The following is a 17,693-nucleotide window of genomic DNA, read 5'->3' as shown; positions in this document are numbered from 1 at the left end:
AGGTCAAAGAATCAATGATTAAGGTTACCAACCTCTCGAAGAGCTTCGGCAGCCAGAAGGTGCTCGAGGATGTCAACTTCGACGCGCCCGATGCCAGAAGGGTCCTCATTCTCGGCAAATCTGGCTCAGGCAAAAGCGTGTTTCTCAAATGCATACTTGGACTTCTCCTGCCCGATACCGGCAGGGTGTTCGTCGACGATACAGAGGCTACCAAGCTGATGGGCAAACCCCGATTCAAGAGGCGTCTCATAACACTCAGGAGAAGGATAGGCTACGTTTTCCAGGGTTCGGCGCTTCTGGACTCTCTTTCTGTCGAAGACAACATCGACCTCGCGCTCGAGATTAAGAATCTTCCCTGGCACGAGCGAAGCCGCATAATAGATGAGAAGCTCGGACTCGTGGGGCTTGATAGAGACGTCAGGCAAAAGTATCCGGAACAGCTCTCAGGAGGCATGAAGAAGCTGGTTGCGGTCGCAAGGGCAATAGCCGCAGAGCCTTCCTACATCTTTTACGACGAACCGACCACCGGCTTAGACCCCGCCATGGTCGTAAGAATCACCAACCTCATAATAGAGTTGAGCGAGCGGCTTTCGGTAACTTCGCTCATAGTCACTCACGATATGGGTCTTGCTCGACGCGCCGGACAGGACATCTATTTCTTGAAGAACTATACCCTCAGTCGTCCGAAAAAGACGACGCGATTGGAGGAATTATATGAATGAAGGACGCCGCCGAGAAGTTGCAGCCGGTGTGTTCCTGTTCTTTGGACTGCTGGTTTTGCTTTTTGGCATAAGTTGGTTGAAGGACTACTGGACGCTTCGTAAGACGTATCCGGTCAAGGTCCGTTTTACCGATATCGGAGGGCTGCGTCTGAACGATCCGGTTGATGTTGCCGGAGTAATAAAGGGAAAGGTCACGAAGGTCGACATCCGCAGAAACGAGATAATCGTGACCCTTAACATCGATGACGACATAGACATACCCGTGGATTCCAGGGTAACTATGAGGAGCCGTTCCCTTTTCACCGGAGAGAAGTACATCAAGATAGACCTGGGCCAGTCCGACAAGGTCGCCAGGACGAGAAAGGATGCGCTCTTTGAAGGCTTCTATCTCGACGATTTCTCCCTCGAACACGTTCAGCGAACGCTCGTGAGGATAGAGGAGCTTCTCGGACAGCTCGAACTCAAGGGCATTCAAGAGACTGTCGAATCCGGCGTCAAGGATTTGTTCAAAGAAGCCCAGCGGAGCATTGAACCTATCGCCGACCGATCCGAGGAGATAGGAAAGTCCATTGACCGTCTTGCATCCGCCTCAGAGAGCCTGGATTCCGTTCTCTCGCGGATAGAGCGCGGAGAAGGTTCGTTAGGGATGTTCATAGCCGATGACACCGTGTACAATAATCTCAAGGAATCCTCAAACGAGCTTAAGTTCCTCTTGAAGGACATCCGGGAGCACCCGGAGAAGTACATTAACGTAAAGGTATTTTGAAGAAACGCGATTCAACGTTCGTTTGCCAGAACTGCGGTTTCGAGTCCGCACGCTGGCTTGGTCAGTGCCCATCGTGCGGAGCATGGAACACCTTTGCGGAGGAGCGGGTTCAGCCGAAGTCCAAAACTTCAAGTCCGCCCGGAAAGACTCCAAAACCCACGAGGCTAGCAGACGTGGAGCTCACGGAAAGCCCAAGGACTTCCACGGGCCACTCAGAGCTTGACAGGGTTCTGGGCGGCGGCATAGTGCCCGGGTCGGTAATTCTCCTAGGGGGCGATCCCGGTATTGGCAAGTCCACTCTCGCGCTTGAACTCTCCGCCAGCCTCGTCAGCGCTTCTAAAGTTCTCTACGTTTCCGGCGAGGAATCCCTTCACCAGCTGAAGCTGAGGGCAGAGCGTCTGGGCATAAACGCAGGGGAGCTCAACCTTCTTGCCGAAACCGAGGTCGAATCAATAGAAGCCGTCATCGCAGGGACGTCTCCTGAGTTCGTCGTCGTCGATTCGATACAGACGATGGCAGTATCCGGACTCCTTGGCGCGGCGGGAAGCGTCGGTCAGGTCAGGGAGTCGGCGGCCCGTTTCCAGCGTCTTGCAAAAACGGAAGGCGTTACCGTTCTCGTAATCGGTCACGTAACGAAGTTCGGAACCCTTGCAGGACCCAAGACCCTTGAGCATATCGTTGATACGGTGCTTTATTTCGAGGGAGAGAAATTCCACGAATACCGGATACTGCGTGCAGTAAAGAACCGTTTCGGTTCGACCAACGAGATAGGTCTCTTCAAGATGACTGACAAGGGTTTGTCTGACGTAGATAACCCTTCATTCGTCTTTCTCTCCGAGGCAGCGGACAGGCCCCAGGGTGCGGTAGTTACCGTCGTTACAGAGGGTACACGGCCGCTTCTTGTAGAGGTGCAGGGTCTGACCTCACCCACACCCTTTCCGATGCCCCAGAGGGTGACGACCGGCTTTCCACAGCGCCGGTTCGCGATGCTTTTGGCGGTTCTTGCCAGAAGAGGCGGGATTTCGGCCCTCAGTTTTGATACGTATCTCAACGTTGTGGGCGGGATTAATATTGACGAACCCTCTTGCGACCTCGCCGTAGTTCTTGCGATAGCGAGTTCGCTAGAGGACAGAAAACTGCCTGATGACATGGTCATCTTCGGCGAACTTGGCCTGGGGGGCGAGGTTCGCCAGGTGGCACAGGCCGAACTGCGTCTTAAGGAGGCTTCAAGGCTAGGATTCAAGCGCGCAATAGTTCCAAGACGCAACGCGGTCAAGGTCAAGGGCATAGAAACAATTCCAGTGGGATCGATTCGTGAAGCCATCGAGCACCTCTAGACAGTTAAGGAGGACTGATGTTTTTCTTAAGGAAAGAAAACTATATCGTAGAACGCGAAGCATTGATAGACGGACGTGTCATATCTCTGTTTGAGCTCCAGCTTTTGAGGGGGAAGGTTATTGTTCCCTATGCAGGAGATGATACCAAGTCCGCAGTCGAAAGGCTTCGCAAATGCAAGGACGTAAAGATAGAGTTCGTGAACGGACTGGACGTATCGGACAAGGCATTGAACCTTGCAAGAGCGAAAAAGGCCGTTCTTTTCAAACTCTCGAAGGAAATAAACGCCGAAAAGCTTCGCAGGGAGGGCGTAAGGGTTATAGATATTGACGCCCTTTTCGAGCTCTTCGTGCCCCATTTCAAGCCTGGAGACGAAACAGTGGTGCGTTTAGTCAAGCGCGGCAAGGGCCAGGATGAAGGGGTCGGATATTTCTCTAACGGCGTTAAGGTCGTTGTAGAGGAGGGCGCCACTCACATAAACCGCTATCTTGAGGTGGTTATAAAAGGGGTTGTCAACACGCCTGCGGGAAGGATGGTTTTTGCACGTCCCAAGTACCGCAATTGAAATCCTGGAAATCTTTGTAAAATCTCAAGGCCGGAGCTTCAATCTCCGGCCTTATATCTTTCCCACCGCCCTGTGGACATGGATGGGGAATCTTACTTGGCAGCTTTTGCCAGCTTAGACTTCATCCTCGAAGCTTTATTAGGATGTAGGAGTCTTTTTTTGGCGGCCTTATCGATGGTAGACTGAACCTTGGGGTAAAGTTTTGACTTCTCCTTTGGTTTCGCCAGCGTTATCTTCGATACGGTCGTCTTTAAGTTCGACTTTTTTGCTTTATTGTCGGCACGTCTTTTTTCTGCTTGACGTACCTTCTTAACTACACTTTTCGTAACAGGCATACTTCTCCTTTGAAGTTAGGAATATAATTCTACTTGAAGAATTGGAAATGTCAATCGGTTATCTTTCTTTCTTCGGCTTTTTCCCTGGCTCGTCAAGGCTGTTGCTTCTTCGGGGCAGCCTACGTACGAATGCGTTCTCGATCAGTTCTCTGCCCATGCTCAGCCTTCTTGATGCGTAATCGCCCATGGCGGCAAGCGTTATCTTGACAGAGGGCACTCCGGGGTCGTCTATCCTTGCTAAAAGAGGCAGCGCGGCTATTCGTGCAAGGGATGCTGCAAGAAACAAAAAATGGTAGTTAATGAACGTGAAGCCGAAAAGCTCGAGTCTGAATCCTGCCAGCGATTCTGCTATTATACCCCCAAGGAAAGCCGATACGAAGCTGCATACGCCGACGACAGTCGAGTAAAGGGCTATGTAGGACTCCTTGAGCCGTTGTTCGGTTATCGAACCCAGCATGAGCGTGAAAAGCGAGGCGTTGACGCCTGTCCAGAAGATTCCGGTGATTACCGAGTCTACCCAGATAGGAAGATAGAAACGAGGGGTTGCAAATAGCCATAAGAGGGGAAGGAATGCGATTCCGAAGAAGTTTATCTGCAGAACCGGCTTGGGGTGAATCCTGTCTATGACGCGTCCCCAAACGAGCTGGAAAAGGAGGCTCAAAATGCCAGCGACAACGCCGTAAATGGCCGCCTGCGAATAGGGCATCTTAAGGTTCTCCAGCATGTGCACCCCGTAAAAGGGAGAGGCAACGCCTGATGTGGTGAACCAGAATGCAAGAAACACGAGAAGCTTGCGGAACTTCCTGTCCCTTAAAGGCACAAGGAAAGATTCTTCCATTCTGAAAGTCTGGCTTTGTCTTCGCGGGTAAGGCTGGAACGCGAGCAGGACCGCGTTTACCAAAGACGCCGTTGAAGCTATGAGGAAAATCCAGCCAAGGCCTGCCGCAAGCTTTTCCTTGGCTTTGAAGATGTCCAGGAACAACGCCCCAGCGTAGGAGATAACCATGCCCACTATGCCAGTAACGGTATTACGTATGCCAAAGTAACGGCCGAGCCTGTTCTTTGGAACAAGGTCGGACATCCATGAAGTCCATGTGTTTCCAGTGATGACTATGAGCGCATTGAATGCCCCGATTATGACGAGAAGGGTGCGCATGTTAAGAGATCCCTTGAGGAGCAATACAAAAGCCGGTATGAAAAAGAGTCCTCTTGCAAGAGCGGATGTGGCAGTTGTCACTGCTTTCCTGCTGCCCGTCAGATAAGCGAGCCATCCTGAGAGGAACGCGAGAGGGGCGCACAAGGCAGGTATTGCCGATAAGAGGCTTATTTCGAAGTCTGAGGCGTTGAGATACAGCGCCAGACCAGAAAGGAATATGCCGCCCGTTAGATTGATATGGACCTGGGCGAATGCGCCCTCGAATACAGAGATTCTTAGTCCTTTCCTTATGTCCCTTGCAGGAAGATTAAGCCTTGATGTCATGTCTATGTCCTTGCTCGAAACAGGTTAGCGTCTTCGCGTCGAGGTTTGCGTCTTGGGGTTCGTTAATCGCTTGCATTGAAGTTTGCGCTGTCAGATTTTTTCCAAAATCTCGATACGCGGGAAGAGCCCCTCGCCCTTTTCAACCTTCACCCCGTCAGCAAGAATCCCCCATTTTGAACTCTCGTCGTATGTTCCGCTCCCGCCCCCTATCCCCAGCTTTGCCAGAAGCTTTGCCGAGGTATCGGGCATGAATGCCGAAAGAAAAACCGCCAGGAGCCGCAAACTCTCGCAGAGCGAATATAACACGCCTGCAAGCTCCTCGGTCTTCCCCTGCTTCGCTAAAGTCCAAGGAGCGCGCTCCTCAACGAACGCGTTCGCGGCGGTCACGAGCTCCCAGACCTTCAATATCGCCTTGCGGAAGTCGAACTTCTGCATCAAGGCGGGGAGCTCGACTGCAATGCTTGCCGCAATCTCCGCGAGCTTTCCCTCGAATCCATCCACTTTCTTCACGATACCCCGCTGGTAGCGCTCGGTCATCCCTAAAACCCTTGCAACTAGATTTCCGAAGTCGTTAGCTAAGTCAGAATTGATCCGCTCCACCAGAAGTTCCTCCGAGAAGGTCGAATCGAGTCCGAAGCTCATCTCCCTCAATAAAAAGTACCTGAACTGCTCGAACCCGTACTTCTCCTTCATATCCAATGGTCTAACCACATTGCCTAAAGACTTCGACATCTTTGCCTCGTCTACCTGCCAGTACCCGTGAACGCGCAGTCCCTTGTACGGGCCCGCGCCCATCGATTGAAGCATCGTTGGCCAGTATATGGCGTGCGGAATCAGTATGTCCTTTGCGGTGATATGGTAGGCATGGATCCAGTAGCGCTTGAACTCCTCAGAGTCCGGGTAGCCTATGGCGGTCAGGTAATTGATAAGCGCGTCGAACCAAACGTACGTCACGTAGTCGGGGTCGAACGGAAGCGTTATGCCCCAGGGCAATCTCGATTTCGGTCTGGAGATGCACAAGTCGCCCAGAGGGTCCCTGAGAAACGAGAGCACCTTGTTGCGGTGGCTCTCAGGCTCAATGAAGTCCGGGTTCTCCTCAATATATTTAATCAACCAATCCTGGTAGCGGCTCATCTTGAAGAAGTAGTTTTTTTCAGAGATATATTCGAGCTGGGTCTGATGGTCCGGACACTTACCGTCCACCATCTCCTTTTCGGTGTAGAACCGCTCGCAGCCCACGCAATAATATCCTCCATACTCGCCGAAGTAGATATCGCCCCGCTCGTACACCGCCTGAAGGATTCCCTGGACAACCTTCTCGTGATCGGCATCCGTCGTGCGGATGAAGCGGTTGTGCGTGAAACCAAGCTCTTCGAATGTGCTCTTGAAGATTCCTGCGATGCGGTTAACGTACGTCTGGGTCTCTACGCCCTCTTTCCTGGCGGCCTGAACTATCTTGTCGCCGTGCTCGTCGGTGCCCGTCAGAAAGTAAACGTCGCGGCCGTATGCGCGCCAGAAGCGCGCAAGCGTATCGGCAAGCACCGTAGTGTAAGTGTGGCCAATGTGCGGCTCCGCGTTCACGTAGTATATGGGCGTGGTTATGTAGAAAGGCTCGTTCTTCAGGCTTTCCTTTTTATCCGCATCGTTGCTCAAATTCATTTCCTCCGAGGATATTTGTATTCTGCGGTCTTTTTTTCTTGTAATTAAAATAGAAAAAGGCGCATTAGTTAAGTTTACGCAGGTTGAGTTGATTATCAAGCGAGCCGGGAAGAGGAACCTCAGCGGGGAGTGCTAGAAGGCGGCAGAATCGAGTTCATCTCCAGCTGCCGCTCGACAGAGTCGGCAAGCAGCGGGAAGAAGTCGTAGCCGGTCATGCTCTCAACCATATCCACTGACGCCGTAAAATCCTCAAGCGGCTTGCGGTAGTTTGAAGGATTGAGCGTCGGCAAAAGGTAGGCGGTCTCGTAAAGCTTGTCATCCTTCAAAATCAGTATGACCTTGAAGAAATACGCCGGAATGCGAACCTTGTTGGAGCCTATGGTCTTAGTTGAATCAATTACTACAGGGCCTGTAACGACCCAGAGCCTTGCACCGTCCTGGGCCCATGCGCGTTCCTGCTCCTCCATTCGCTTCCACAGCCCCTTGTTGAAACCGCGTTTCTGAGGCGCCGTATTTGAAGCGTAGAATCCCTCGCGCCGGGCTGTTGAGTCCCAGCGCATGAAGTCGGGTGGGGCAAGAAAGCCCTGCATGTATCCCGAGCCTTTGTAGTCTCTAAACGTCGGGAAATCCTTCGTCATCGGGTCAGGGGTTATGTCGTAAACGTTGTTGTACGGGCCAGAAAGCATATCCTTCGTGAGCGCGTAGCTCGCCCAGTAGATGAGCTGGTACTTCTGGAAGTAAAGCATGCTGTACGCTTTGTGCCTGAGTATTACTCCGTATCGGTTGCACTTCGGGTACGCGAACACGTCAGTCAGCGTGTCGGGGTTAAAGTCCAGAGCGGCCTGGCCGCTTGCAGAGCCTGCGCAGAGCAGAAGTAAAGCGAGCGTCAAAAAATTTAGATTCTTTTTCATATCCTTAGTATGATATGTGCGGCAGGAGTGGTTGTCAATGAGAGGGAGCGAGGTCGCGATGACGTTTCTCCCTCACCCAACGCTTTTCTAAAGCGTCAGCCTCGTCCCGGGGGGAGAGGGTACTCTCTGCAATAGCGTTTGCCGAACGCAAGCGCTTCCAGCGCTAGTTCGGCCCATGCGACTTCCAGTCGCTATTTGTCCATGATTCCTGACCGCGAATCTCTAATCCTGACAGCGATTTTTGGCCCATTGCCTGTAAGCCTGACTTCAAAAACTCTGGCGGGAAGCGCTCAATCTTGATCACGTCGGTGGCACCACACGCTAAAACGTGTCACACGAAATATCATGGGAAGTTGGCATATTGACACTACGGGTGATAATAGATAAAATATACGATTAAAGAGATTCGTCACCAGGGGAAGGGCTGGGGCAAACGATTGGAGATAGATTGACCGAGATTCGATATGTAGATTCGCATGCCCATCTTATCGGAAGGGAGCATGAAAACGAAAGATACATTAAACCAAGACTTGAGAGGGCAGCAAATCTTGGCGTGGCCGTCATCACGATTGCGCAGGTTCCAAGATTGTGGGATCCAACGCTGAGCCTTATTTCCGCCCACGACAATATCTTCGCGGTATTGGGCGTATCGTATTCCGAAGCCGCTAAGCTCGAAGTTTTTGAAAGGCTTGTGCGCCTTTGCAAGGATGAGCCCGGCGTTGTAGGCATCGGCGAGATAGGCCTTGATTACCGCCAGGGAAAACCGCCCGACCTTCAGAAACGCAAGGACCAGCTTCGCGAGCACATTCACGTTGCCCGCGAAGTGAACCTGCCTTTAGTCATTCACGACGGCAAAGCTACAGATGACATAATTGCGATACTTGAGGAAGAGTCGGCAAGCGACGTCGGCGGCATGATTCATTTCTTTACGGGCAGCTCTAAGCAGGCGCTTCGCGCAATTGAGCTTGGCTTTTCGATATCATTCGGCGGACCGCACACTTATGCTAAACCTTTGGTGGATCTTGTGAAAGAAGTGCCGCTTGAGAATACGCTCGTGGAAACGGATTCGCCAATGCTTGCTCCGCCGCGCGCGAGAAGGAAAGAACCAAACGAGCCTTCGTTCATAGTAGAAGTTGTCAAGGGTATTGCGGAAATCCGGGGAATGGACCCGGAGAAGCTGCGTGAAATAACGACTAATAACGCAATTCGTCTTTTCAGATTGGACGAGGATTAAAAAAAGGCGACGTCATTTAACGCCGCCTTGAAAGATCCGAATCCGTACAAGTTAAGTCAGAACAAATCTGAAGGTTATTCTTCCACTGCGTCTTGCAATCTCAGAATTCTTAAAGACCCACCGCGATAGCGTTTCTTTAACCTGTGAATCCCACTCAGGATAGCCTGTGGATCGGTTTACAATCATCGCTGGCGAGACTTTTCCCTGCGAGTTGACCGTGAAGTCTATTGTAATCTGAACGTTGCTCAAGCCCTTAGCTCGCGCGAACTGGGGGTACGCAGGCATGAAAGATGAAACAATATCTGAAAAGGAAAGGTCCCCTTCGAGCGTATAACTTGAGCCTTTCGTAGTGGTTATATTATTGACGTTCGTATTATGTGTAGGATCGTTTTTAATTGCCGGGTTACTCTTGGTTATGGGATTATTAGCCGTCAAATCCTTTATATCAGGGTTGTCGGGCAGGATTCTGAAAGGAAGATTGTTCGGAACCGCTTCGCCCTTTCTTATTGTAATCACAGGTTCAGACGCAAGTATCTGTTCGATACTCTTCTGGCGCGAAGGGTTTATGTACAATAAATCGCCGGTCAGAGCCTTTTCCATGTCGGTGGCCGTAGCATCCTTAGGGATGTTGATTAATGCCTGAAATTCAGGATTAACAGGCGTGAGCAAGGGTTTGTTCACAACTTCATCCGGCTTTCCAAATGGTGAGCCTGTTTGATCGTTAAGCAGTTTTGTAACTTTCGGGTTCTCGTTGCCATCAATAACAGAAACTATTTCCAAAATGTCGTTGTTCTTGTCTACGATTTTCCCGGTTTGGTTAATGATAAGTACAAGCAGCAGCGATGCGTGCAGTATAGCTGATGCGGCTATTCCAATAATCAATCTTGGATTGCGAAAGGTGTCCAATACGCCAAGAGCGGTGTTCCGAGTGGCCAAGCCTAAATTGTGAATCCATTCCCTCGGGTTCAAGGTAATAGTCAAGGTTTTCATATCATCCTCCTTTGACTTTATACCGGTAAATACCAGTTTGTGGGCGGATTATTCCCTTAATGTTTAAATGTATGTGATTACCTAAAGCCTAAATGCAATGATGAGGATTGTCTTATCGGACAAGGAAAAAGGATTTCTTACTTGTATTTTATATTTGCATCTTAATTTCACCGAGCTTAAGTTTTACATTTGCCGTCGTCTTTTTATTCGCTGAGATCTTGATAGCTTTTAATGTTGAGGAGCTATATCCCATTAAAGAGTATTCAACATCATAGTTACCGGCAGGAAGGTTAGATAAAAGATAATAACCTTCTTTATCAGTAGCAGTTCCAATATCAGTTCCTATAAGGATTACATTGACCGCTGGTAATGGTTGTCCGCTTTCAGCATCAACAACCTTGCCAGAAATCGAACCTGTGGCTGGCTTTGTGTCTAAGTTTTTTGTTGTGATACATCCCGAAACCACGAGGGTTACAAGCAAGACCAACTGTATTTTCGAGAATCGCATCCTAACGTACGAATTAGTTATCTTTGTATTTATAATAAACTGATAGTGTGAAGTGTCAAGTGATCACAATTCGTGGAATGGGTCCCCAAAGAATCACAGAGTGTTTTTTTTGATGTTAAAAATAGTTGCGCCGGAAGGTGCCACCGATTGACCTTCCGGCGCATGACTTCGCGGACTTTAAAGCTTGTGCTCTAAAGCCCAGGAGGGAGGCTAGGTGTTAAACACCCACGCAAGGGTGATTATAACCTTTCCGCCGTCCGACGAAGCGGGGAAGCGCAGCTTCTTTATCTCTGCCTTGAGAGCGTTGTCGAATTTTTCGTTGCCAGTCGTCGAGGATTTGACCGTGACGTCTTCAATCGTACCGTCAGCCTTAAGGGTGATGCTTAAAACAACCCGTCCGGCAAGCGAAGCGTCCTGTTTGAGGTATTTGGAGTACAGTTCCTCAACCTTCGTTTTTGATGCATCGAGAATCGTTTCGACAGAGGTTGCATCAACGGAACCGAGTATGGTCGGGGTATCGTAGCTAGTGTTGCCTTTTATCTTTTCGTCGTCTTTATCTATCCGTCCGTTGGCTTTAATTTCCTGCGCCGCGATGCTAGGTGCATTATATGATGTCGAACCGACACTTCTCGACACCTTCATTGCTCCGCCGCCGTTCATGTATCCGTAGCCGTTCTCGGTTTCTTCTCCGAATACTCCTTCGTAAGATACTCCTTCAGGCATGGGAACAGGAACCTGTACGGTCTCCAGTTTGCCGCCGACATTGCGGACTTCCTCCGACACTGCCACGAACGACGTATATTTACTCATTATCTTGTACTTCAAGGCTAGTTCCGTTACCTCGTTGACGAGGTCTTCGGTTTCGCCTTTGCCGTAGCTTTCGTCCATAAGCTTCTCGATCTTCGTTCTTGCCCAGAGTGTTGCAATAACGTCATGCTCATTCTGCACGGCAGGTAAGACAACCGGGATTTCCTGGACAACGGGCTTGCCCGCAATCTTTCCCTTTATCTTTATAGTAGCCTGTCCCGATTTAGTGTAACGTCCATGAATGATAACGGGCTGACCGGCAAAAAGATCCGGTATCGTAGTCGGGAATACATCCTTAACTTCAAGACCGGCCCAGTCTAGCTCTATATCCATGAGAAACGGCTTGGAGATTCGTTCGTAAAAGAGCGTTACCGCTTTTTTAGGATCTTCGTCCTGTCTGCAGTATGTGGCGTAGCCACGACCTGCACGCGCCATGCCTTCAAGAAGGTAGCGGTTAACAGAAGAGCCTACTCCGAAGGAGAAAACCCTTGCGCCGTTGAGCTGTTTTTCTATGGCAGCGATAATCTCGGATTCGTTGCCAACGTAGCCATCTGACATGAAAAGAACGAAGCGGCGGCGCTTTTGTGCGGGGTCGCGGTCAACGGTCAAAGCTTCGTTGACGCCTGAGAGCATTTCAGTTCCGCCTGAACCGTCCAGGCTTTCGATATAAGCTATAGCCTTCTTGACGTTCTCAGGCGTGTTGGGAACGGGCTGAGGAGCGAAGCGTTCGGCCTGGTTGGAGAAGGAAATCACCTGAAAGTAGTCGTCGGGATGCATGTCCTCGATGCAGAGCTTCATCGCTTCCTTTACCTTCTCTATAGGAAAGCCGGACATTGAGCCGGAGCGGTCGACCACGAAAACGAGTTCGCGAGGCGTGATTTCATTTATCTTGAACTGCGCCTTGGGCTGTATCATGAGCATGAAGTAGCCGTCGCCTTCGCTTTTAGCGTGGGTGAGGAGTGCGTACTCAGGTTTTTCGCCTGCAACGTCGTATCTGAAGATGAAATCCTTGTTGGGTATCTGGTCGCCCTGCTCAATCTCGACGCTCACGCTCGACTTGCTCTTTGAGAGTTCCTTAATCTTATGCGAGGGGCAGGAAAAGTTCTGGATAGGAATGCCTGCATCTACCGTTAACTTTAAGCTTATATCGTGTCCGGAACGGTATTCCGGCTTTATTACAGGCGGTGTAATTCTCGAAGCATCGGGTACCTGATCGGTGTTCTCCGACCAGCCGCCACCCGTTCTCTTTCCAGATTGCTCACCAGGGATATATCTCGGACCGACAACCATCGGGAACTGGTACTCGTAAGTGCCGTGGTCGTACCTTAAGTCCTGCACATAGGAAATTTCAATATATATGTCGTCGCCGGGCATGATGTTTGCCACAGACTGCGTGAATATATTTGGTCTTTCCTGTTCAAGAAGGCTTGCAGTCTTGCCTTGCTGTTTTGCCTGTTCGTAAATTTGTTTTGCCTCTTCGCGTTTCTTGATGACGCCTTTGATTATCTTATCGCCAATCTTCATGGTCATGTCGTCAACTGCCGAGTTCTCGGGAAGAGGGAAGACGTATACGGCTTCTATAGGCTTATCGTATGGATTGGTAAAGTGCTGGACTACCTTTACGCGCGCGATGTAGCCGGTAACCTTTGCGTCCACATCCGTATGCTTTAAGGGCAGTTCAAGCGTTTTGCCGTCCTTAACGAGCCGCAGGGAGCCCTGGGTTATTTCGCCAGAGGCGACTTCCTCGGACCCGTTTTCTTGCGCCTGGAGCTTTCCGCAGTTCAACATGAGAGCTGCAGCTGCAGGCAGTATCAGAGCGAGTTTAGAGAGCTTCATTCCAGCCTCCTATGTTTAGATTTTCCATTATGACTCTATATACAATTCCATAGTGGTTATATTCCCTTTCGCAGAGAAAGCAAGCCTGCAACGTCTAAGTCAGCTTTAAGAAATTCCCGCAACTTTCAGCAACAGAAATGCGGTTAAAGTCAATGCAAGTATCTTTCTTCATAAATGATATCATGATATCTTAAGGAGGAAGCTAGAATAATAGTGTATGAGAGTCGTCTTTAGTCTTGATTGTTCGAGCCTTGACATCCTTGACGCAATAGGTAGACTATACGTCTAAATTGTAAAGTTGAAGGAGCCGCAATGGGTAAGATAAGAGTAGCAATTATAGGTGTAGGAAACTGCGCAAGTTCGCTGGTCCAGGGCGTACACTACTATCGAAATGCAAAGGTTTCTGACATTATACCCGGACTCATGCACGTAAACCTGGGCGGCTACCACGTTTCGGATATAGAATTCTCCTTAGGGATCGATATTGACAAAAACAAGGTCGGAAAAGACCTTGCCCAGGCAATTTACAGTTATCCTAATAATACGGTATTTTTTTCAAAGGTTCCTAAACTCGATGTCAAGGTTGTCAGGGGTATGACCCACGATGGTCTGGGAAAATACTTGTCCCAGATTATCAAGAAAGCGCCAGGTCCCACAGCCGATATTCCAAGGCTCCTTCGTGAAACAAAGACAGACGTGGTCGTTAACTTTCTTCCGGTAGGCTCTGAAGAAGCAACTAAATGGTATGTAGAACAGGTTCTTGACGCGGGATGCGCCTTCGTTAACGGCATACCAGTCTTCATTGCCTCAGGCGGTTACTGGCCGCGCCGTTTCCGCTCAAAGGGACTGCCCGTTCTTGGAGACGATATAAAATCCCAGGTAGGCGCCACAATCGTGCACCGCGTACTCACTACCCTTTTTCTTGAACGCGGCGTAAAGCTCCTTCACACGAGCCAGCTGAACGTAGGCGGAAACACGGATTTTCTCAACATGCTCGAAAGAGAGAGGCTTGAATCAAAAAAGATATCCAAGACCCGTGCCGTTACATCCATGTTGCCTTACGATATGGGGGCAGATAACGTCCATGTAGGACCTTCGGACTACGTTGCCTGGCTTAAGGACCGTAAGTGGTGTCACTTGCGAATGGAAGGTCAGACTTTCGGTGATGTTCCGCTTAATCTGGAGCTTAAGCTCGAAGTCTGGGACTCGCCAAACTCAGCAGGCGTGATGATTGACGCAATAAGATGCGCGAAACTCGCACTCGATTGCGGACTCAAGGGAGCGATTGTCGATCCGTCCAGTTATTTCTTCAAATCTCCTCCGCATCAATACCCCGACTACATTGCGAGACGCAAGACTGAGGCCTATATCAGGAAATATGCTCAGAGGACCAAGAAAAAGAACTAATGGGGACCTGAGCCACAATCAGGATATTCAAAATGTGCTTGACACGGCTTATAAAAAAACCATAATGAATTTGAAACACTCGCCATCGTTACCATGAAAAGGGGTGTCTTCATAGTTTTTGAAGGAATTGAGGGTTGCGGGAAAACAACTCAGGCCGAACTGCTGGTCGAAGAACTGAGAAAAAAAAACCTGGAGGTTGATTTCACGAGAGAGCCTGGTGGAACATATGTATCTGAAAGAATAAGGGAAGTAATACTCGATCCCGCTATTGAGGAAATGCACCCGAATACGGAGCTATTGCTATATCTGGCTGCAAGAGCGGAGCATGTGGCTAAGAGGATAAGAAGAAAACTCTTCGTCGATAAGGCCGTTGTCATATGTGATCGTTACACTCTTTCAACGTTAGCTTACCAGGCTGGCGGAAGGAAGCTTCCAGAAAAAGACATTTCAAGAATCTCAAGGTTTGCCACGGGAGGTTTAAAACCCGATTTGACCATACTTGTGGATATGGAAGTGGAAGAGGCGTTCAGGAGATTAAAAAGACCTCATGACCGACTAGAGCAGGCCGGTCTCGAGTTTCACAAGAGCGTACGTAATTACTATCTCAATTATGCGCGCCGTACGTCTTCAGCGATACGTGTCTTCGACGGCGCAAAGGAGAAGATGATGCTTCATGATGAAATTAGAGATGCAGTAAACTTACTGTTAAACAAAAAGGGGATACTATGAAAAAAATCAAAATAACCGTAGGAATATTTGCCATACTATTGCTTTCAGCGACTTGGGTGGGATCGCGTCTTAGTGCTGATAAGACAAATATCTACACGTCTCTTGAGGTATTCCAGCGTGTTCTTCAGATTACAAGAGATTCATACGTCGAAGACGTAGACATGAATGAAATGATTCATGATGCTATGAACGGAATGCTTCAGGAACTCGATCCTTACAGTATGTATATGAGCGCTAAGGATTACGAAAGCCTTAATATAACAATGGAGGGCGAGTTCGGAGGCTTGGGAATTGAGATAGGAATGACTGATGGATGGCTTACAGTTATTGCACCAATGGAAGGCACTCCAGCGGCAAGAGCCGGCATGCAGGCAGGCGATTGGATAATCGCGATTGATGGAGAATCAACCGAAGGATTCAGTATAGATAAGGCCATCTCAAAGCTTCGCGGTAATCCCGGCACCCAGGTGACAATTAAGATATCGAGACACGGCATGGATGATCCGATTGAGATGACGATTACCAGGGATATTATTAAGCTCAATGCAGTTAACTACGTTGGAAAACTAGATTCGGACGTCGGTTATATCCGTTTTTCTAAATTCAGCAGAACCGCGCTTGATGAGATGAAAACGGCGCTTGACTCGCTGTTCCAGAAGGAAGGTGTCAAGAAACTGATTCTTGATATCCGTTCAAATGGCGGTGGTTATCTTGGTGAGGGGGTAGATGTTTCAGATCTTTTCCTCCCGCGGGACCTGGAGATAGTCCAGACGCGAGGCAGAGTACCGCAAAGCTTTAGAACCTACCGTTCCCACGATGATGCTTTGTACGGAACTGACTATCCTCTAATCGTGCTGACGGACGGCGGTTCAGCTTCGGCGGCAGAGATACTTGCCGGAGCTCTTCAGGATTGGGAAAGAGCTCTTATAGTCGGAGACACAACATTCGGCAAAGGGTCGGTACAAACCATACATCCCCTGCCAGATTCAGGGCGTCTGAAGCTTACGACCGCTTACTGGTATACGCCATCAGGCCGTTGCATTAACAAGGATGCCAAATCGGATACCTTAGGAAAAAAATCTGCCCCTCCTATTTTTGAAACTCTGGGTAAACGCAAAAGAAAAATATATGGCGGAGGCGGAATTGCTCCGGATGTATTTGTTAAAAGTGAAAGTATGGATCCTCTCGTTTTTAAATTCACGAGCAAGAGAATCTTCTTTTACTACATGGTTGACTATATCTCCAAACATCCGGACATGCAGGAAGGTTTTGTTATAGACGACGAAATGCTTAAAGCTCTTGCCTCCGAGGCTCGCAAAAGAGAAATCGAGTTTACCGATGACGAATTTGCTAAAGCAAAAGAACAAATGATCTTCAGGCTCAGACTCGAAGCAGCTTCCCAGAAATGGGGCTCAAGCGGTGAATACAGGGTAATCCTTTCAGAGGACCCTGTTGTTAAAAAAGCGCTAGAGATGCTTTCTAAAGCGCAGAAGACTACGGAACTCTTCAGTTACTACGCGAAATAAAACTAAAAAGAAACTCTGAAGGGAAAGACATCAATCAGATGTCTTTCCCTTTTCGAGAAGAATTTTCAAGGGAAAATGATATACTTGAGACCCAAAAGGATAAAAAAGATTCCAAAAGCCCTTTTTAGCCAGATATCGCTGAGTTTTTCCGCCCATCCGGCTCCAAAATATGCGCCTGCGAAAAGACCTACTGCAAGAATAATTCCTGCAACAATATCCACATCTCCGGATTTCCAGTAACGAATAACACCAAGTAGCCCTACAGGTAGAAGAAGTGCGGCAAGCGAGGTTCCCTGAGCCTTATGCTGCGTAAAACCTAAAAGCATTACAAGTGCTGGGATTATTACCGTACCTCCTCCAATACCAAAAAGACCTGAGAGCAAGCCAGCCACTACGCCTAATACTGCAATTCCTCCATAACGTAATATTTCCATGATACTCCTTAATTGATTTTCTTACTATAACCATTCCACGACCCAAGGCAAGGTTCAGGCGTGCAAATCAATTATATTGTAATGAATCAGAAAGGTTTTTTAAAGAGTTTTAAGAGTACCAGCTACCAGACCTTGAGGTCTATAATCTCTATTCTAACCTTGGAGCCTTCCGAGTGAACGATAACCCCTGAGTGAACTTTCTGCATCATGCAATGATCCGGTATGAATCTCACTGTTTGTGAGACATGCGGCATTTTACCTTTGTTAACCACGCCGTAAAACCCTGCGACCATACAGATTCCTATATCTTCAAAGTTTGTATTTTGGCCGGTAATCCTGTGGACCGGACCTATGAGGTGAACCGTCAAAATGCCTCTTGCAACATCAATAACTTTGGCAAAATGTGTAACAGGGCATCCGAGTGGTCGGTAACGAATGTAGGCATTTTT

Annotated in this window: 17 protein-coding genes; 8 read left to right on the top strand and 9 right to left on the bottom strand. The window is 49.0% G+C overall.

Going from position 1 to position 17,693, the window contains the following annotated elements; translation table 11 throughout:
- Window positions 1-14: 14 nt before the first annotated feature.
- From GX441_07445 to GX441_07430, 4 genes are read left to right on the top strand one after another with little or no spacing between them, the layout of a single operon-like run.
- Window positions 15-722: an ATP-binding cassette domain-containing protein gene (locus GX441_07445; GenBank protein NLI98475.1), complete on the top strand. Its 708-nt coding sequence runs from the start codon at window positions 15-17 to the stop codon at window positions 720-722.
- On the top strand, window positions 715-1,488 hold the full coding sequence (locus tag GX441_07440; protein ID NLI98474.1) for an MCE family protein: 774 nt from the start codon (window positions 715-717) through the stop codon (window positions 1,486-1,488). The genes GX441_07445 and GX441_07440 overlap by 8 nt, the downstream gene beginning before the upstream one ends.
- The gene (gene radA, locus GX441_07435; protein NLI98473.1) at window positions 1,485-2,825 is read left to right on the top strand and encodes a DNA repair protein RadA; all 1,341 of its coding nucleotides are present in this window, start codon (window positions 1,485-1,487) and stop codon (window positions 2,823-2,825) included. The genes GX441_07440 and radA overlap by 4 nt, the downstream gene beginning before the upstream one ends.
- A 17-nt stretch (window positions 2,826-2,842) precedes the next feature.
- Window positions 2,843-3,388 (top strand): hypothetical protein, encoded by a 546-nt coding sequence (locus tag GX441_07430; protein NLI98472.1) that lies wholly within the window; start codon window positions 2,843-2,845, stop codon window positions 3,386-3,388.
- A 92-nt stretch (window positions 3,389-3,480) separates the two neighbouring features.
- Here the strand turns inward: GX441_07430 and GX441_07425 are convergent, their stop codons facing one another.
- The 4 genes from GX441_07425 to GX441_07410 form a co-directional block, all read right to left on the bottom strand.
- Window positions 3,481-3,723 (bottom strand): 30S ribosomal protein S20, encoded by a 243-nt coding sequence (locus GX441_07425; protein ID NLI98471.1) that lies wholly within the window; start codon window positions 3,721-3,723, stop codon window positions 3,481-3,483.
- A 58-nt stretch (window positions 3,724-3,781) separates the two neighbouring features.
- Complete coding sequence (locus GX441_07420) at window positions 3,782-5,203, bottom strand: MFS transporter (protein ID NLI98470.1); 1,422 nt, start codon at window positions 5,201-5,203, stop codon at window positions 3,782-3,784.
- 90 nt (window positions 5,204-5,293) lie between these two features.
- Window positions 5,294-6,862, bottom strand: a complete 1,569-nt coding sequence (gene metG / locus GX441_07415; protein ID NLI98469.1) for a methionine--tRNA ligase — start codon at window positions 6,860-6,862, stop codon at window positions 5,294-5,296.
- A 119-nt stretch (window positions 6,863-6,981) separates the two neighbouring features.
- Window positions 6,982-7,773 (bottom strand): DNA/RNA non-specific endonuclease, encoded by a 792-nt coding sequence (locus GX441_07410; GenBank protein ID NLI98468.1) that lies wholly within the window; start codon window positions 7,771-7,773, stop codon window positions 6,982-6,984.
- Between the two features lie 448 nt (window positions 7,774-8,221).
- Here GX441_07410 and GX441_07405 point away from each other — a divergent pair, with 448 nt between their 5' ends.
- Complete coding sequence (locus GX441_07405; protein NLI98467.1) at window positions 8,222-9,007, top strand: TatD family hydrolase; 786 nt, start codon at window positions 8,222-8,224, stop codon at window positions 9,005-9,007.
- 51 nt (window positions 9,008-9,058) lie between these two features.
- Here the strand turns inward: GX441_07405 and GX441_07400 are convergent, their stop codons facing one another.
- The 3 genes from GX441_07400 to GX441_07390 all read right to left on the bottom strand — a co-directional run bounded on the left by GX441_07400 (window position 9,059) and on the right by GX441_07390 (window position 13,148).
- Window positions 9,059-9,997 (bottom strand): TonB family protein, encoded by a 939-nt coding sequence (locus GX441_07400; GenBank protein ID NLI98466.1) that lies wholly within the window; start codon window positions 9,995-9,997, stop codon window positions 9,059-9,061.
- A gap of 148 nt (window positions 9,998-10,145) precedes the next feature.
- Complete coding sequence (locus GX441_07395) at window positions 10,146-10,484, bottom strand: carboxypeptidase-like regulatory domain-containing protein (GenBank protein ID NLI98465.1); 339 nt, start codon at window positions 10,482-10,484, stop codon at window positions 10,146-10,148.
- Between the two features lie 231 nt (window positions 10,485-10,715).
- Window positions 10,716-13,148, bottom strand: coding sequence for a marine proteobacterial sortase target protein (locus GX441_07390; protein ID NLI98464.1), 2,433 nt, complete (start codon window positions 13,146-13,148; stop codon window positions 10,716-10,718).
- Window positions 13,149-13,460: 312 nt separating this feature from the next.
- Here GX441_07390 and GX441_07385 point away from each other — a divergent pair, with 312 nt between their 5' ends.
- The 3 genes from GX441_07385 (at window position 13,461) to GX441_07375 (ending at window position 16,810) form a co-directional block, all read left to right on the top strand.
- Entirely contained in the window at window positions 13,461-14,555 is a 1,095-nt protein-coding gene (locus GX441_07385) for an inositol-3-phosphate synthase (GenBank protein ID NLI98463.1), read from the top strand.
- 93 nt (window positions 14,556-14,648) lie between these two features.
- On the top strand, window positions 14,649-15,284 hold the full coding sequence (tmk, locus tag GX441_07380; protein ID NLI98462.1) for a dTMP kinase: 636 nt from the start codon (window positions 14,649-14,651) through the stop codon (window positions 15,282-15,284).
- Window positions 15,281-16,810 (top strand): S41 family peptidase, encoded by a 1,530-nt coding sequence (locus tag GX441_07375; protein NLI98461.1) that lies wholly within the window; start codon window positions 15,281-15,283, stop codon window positions 16,808-16,810. The genes tmk and GX441_07375 overlap by 4 nt, the downstream gene beginning before the upstream one ends.
- Window positions 16,811-16,875: 65 nt before the next feature.
- On the opposite strand, the gene GX441_07370 is transcribed toward GX441_07375, so the two are convergent.
- Together GX441_07370 and GX441_07365 are read right to left on the bottom strand one after the other, a co-directional pair.
- Complete coding sequence (locus GX441_07370) at window positions 16,876-17,244, bottom strand: sulfite exporter TauE/SafE family protein (protein NLI98460.1); 369 nt, start codon at window positions 17,242-17,244, stop codon at window positions 16,876-16,878.
- 122 nt (window positions 17,245-17,366) lie between these two features.
- The gene (locus tag GX441_07365) at window positions 17,367-17,612 is read right to left on the bottom strand and encodes a hypothetical protein (protein NLI98459.1); all 246 of its coding nucleotides are present in this window, start codon (window positions 17,610-17,612) and stop codon (window positions 17,367-17,369) included.
- Window positions 17,613-17,693 lie beyond the last annotated feature (81 nt).

This window comes from bacterium (assembly GCA_012517375.1).
Classification (GTDB): domain Bacteria; phylum Hydrothermota; class Tepidihabitantia; order B3-TA06; family B3-TA06; genus JAAYVC01.
The sequence above is the reverse complement of the archived record's forward strand: the minus strand, read 5'-3'. Positions and strand labels throughout refer to the sequence as shown.

Excerpts from the sequence above, each read along its gene's own strand:
- GX441_07445 (NLI98475.1), top strand. The coding sequence starts at position 15 with ATGATTAAGGTTACCAACCTCTCGAAGAGCTTCGGCAGCCAGAAGGTG.
- GX441_07440 (NLI98474.1), top strand. The coding sequence starts at position 715 with ATGAATGAAGGACGCCGCCGAGAAGTTGCAGCCGGTGTGTTCCTGTTC.
- GX441_07430 (NLI98472.1), top strand. The coding sequence starts at position 2,843 with ATGTTTTTCTTAAGGAAAGAAAACTATATCGTAGAACGCGAAGCATTG.
- GX441_07425 (NLI98471.1), bottom strand. The coding sequence starts at position 3,723 with ATGCCTGTTACGAAAAGTGTAGTTAAGAAGGTACGTCAAGCAGAAAAA.
- GX441_07420 (NLI98470.1), bottom strand. The coding sequence starts at position 5,203 with ATGACATCAAGGCTTAATCTTCCTGCAAGGGACATAAGGAAAGGACTA.
- metG (NLI98469.1), bottom strand. The coding sequence starts at position 6,862 with ATGAATTTGAGCAACGATGCGGATAAAAAGGAAAGCCTGAAGAACGAG.
- GX441_07410 (NLI98468.1), bottom strand. The coding sequence starts at position 7,773 with ATGAAAAAGAATCTAAATTTTTTGACGCTCGCTTTACTTCTGCTCTGC.
- GX441_07400 (NLI98466.1), bottom strand. The coding sequence starts at position 9,997 with ATGAAAACCTTGACTATTACCTTGAACCCGAGGGAATGGATTCACAAT.
- GX441_07390 (NLI98464.1), bottom strand. The coding sequence starts at position 13,148 with ATGAAGCTCTCTAAACTCGCTCTGATACTGCCTGCAGCTGCAGCTCTC.
- GX441_07385 (NLI98463.1), top strand. The coding sequence starts at position 13,461 with ATGGGTAAGATAAGAGTAGCAATTATAGGTGTAGGAAACTGCGCAAGT.
- tmk (NLI98462.1), top strand. The coding sequence starts at position 14,649 with ATGAAAAGGGGTGTCTTCATAGTTTTTGAAGGAATTGAGGGTTGCGGG.
- GX441_07375 (NLI98461.1), top strand. The coding sequence starts at position 15,281 with ATGAAAAAAATCAAAATAACCGTAGGAATATTTGCCATACTATTGCTT.
- GX441_07370 (NLI98460.1), bottom strand. The coding sequence starts at position 17,244 with ATGGAAATATTACGTTATGGAGGAATTGCAGTATTAGGCGTAGTGGCT.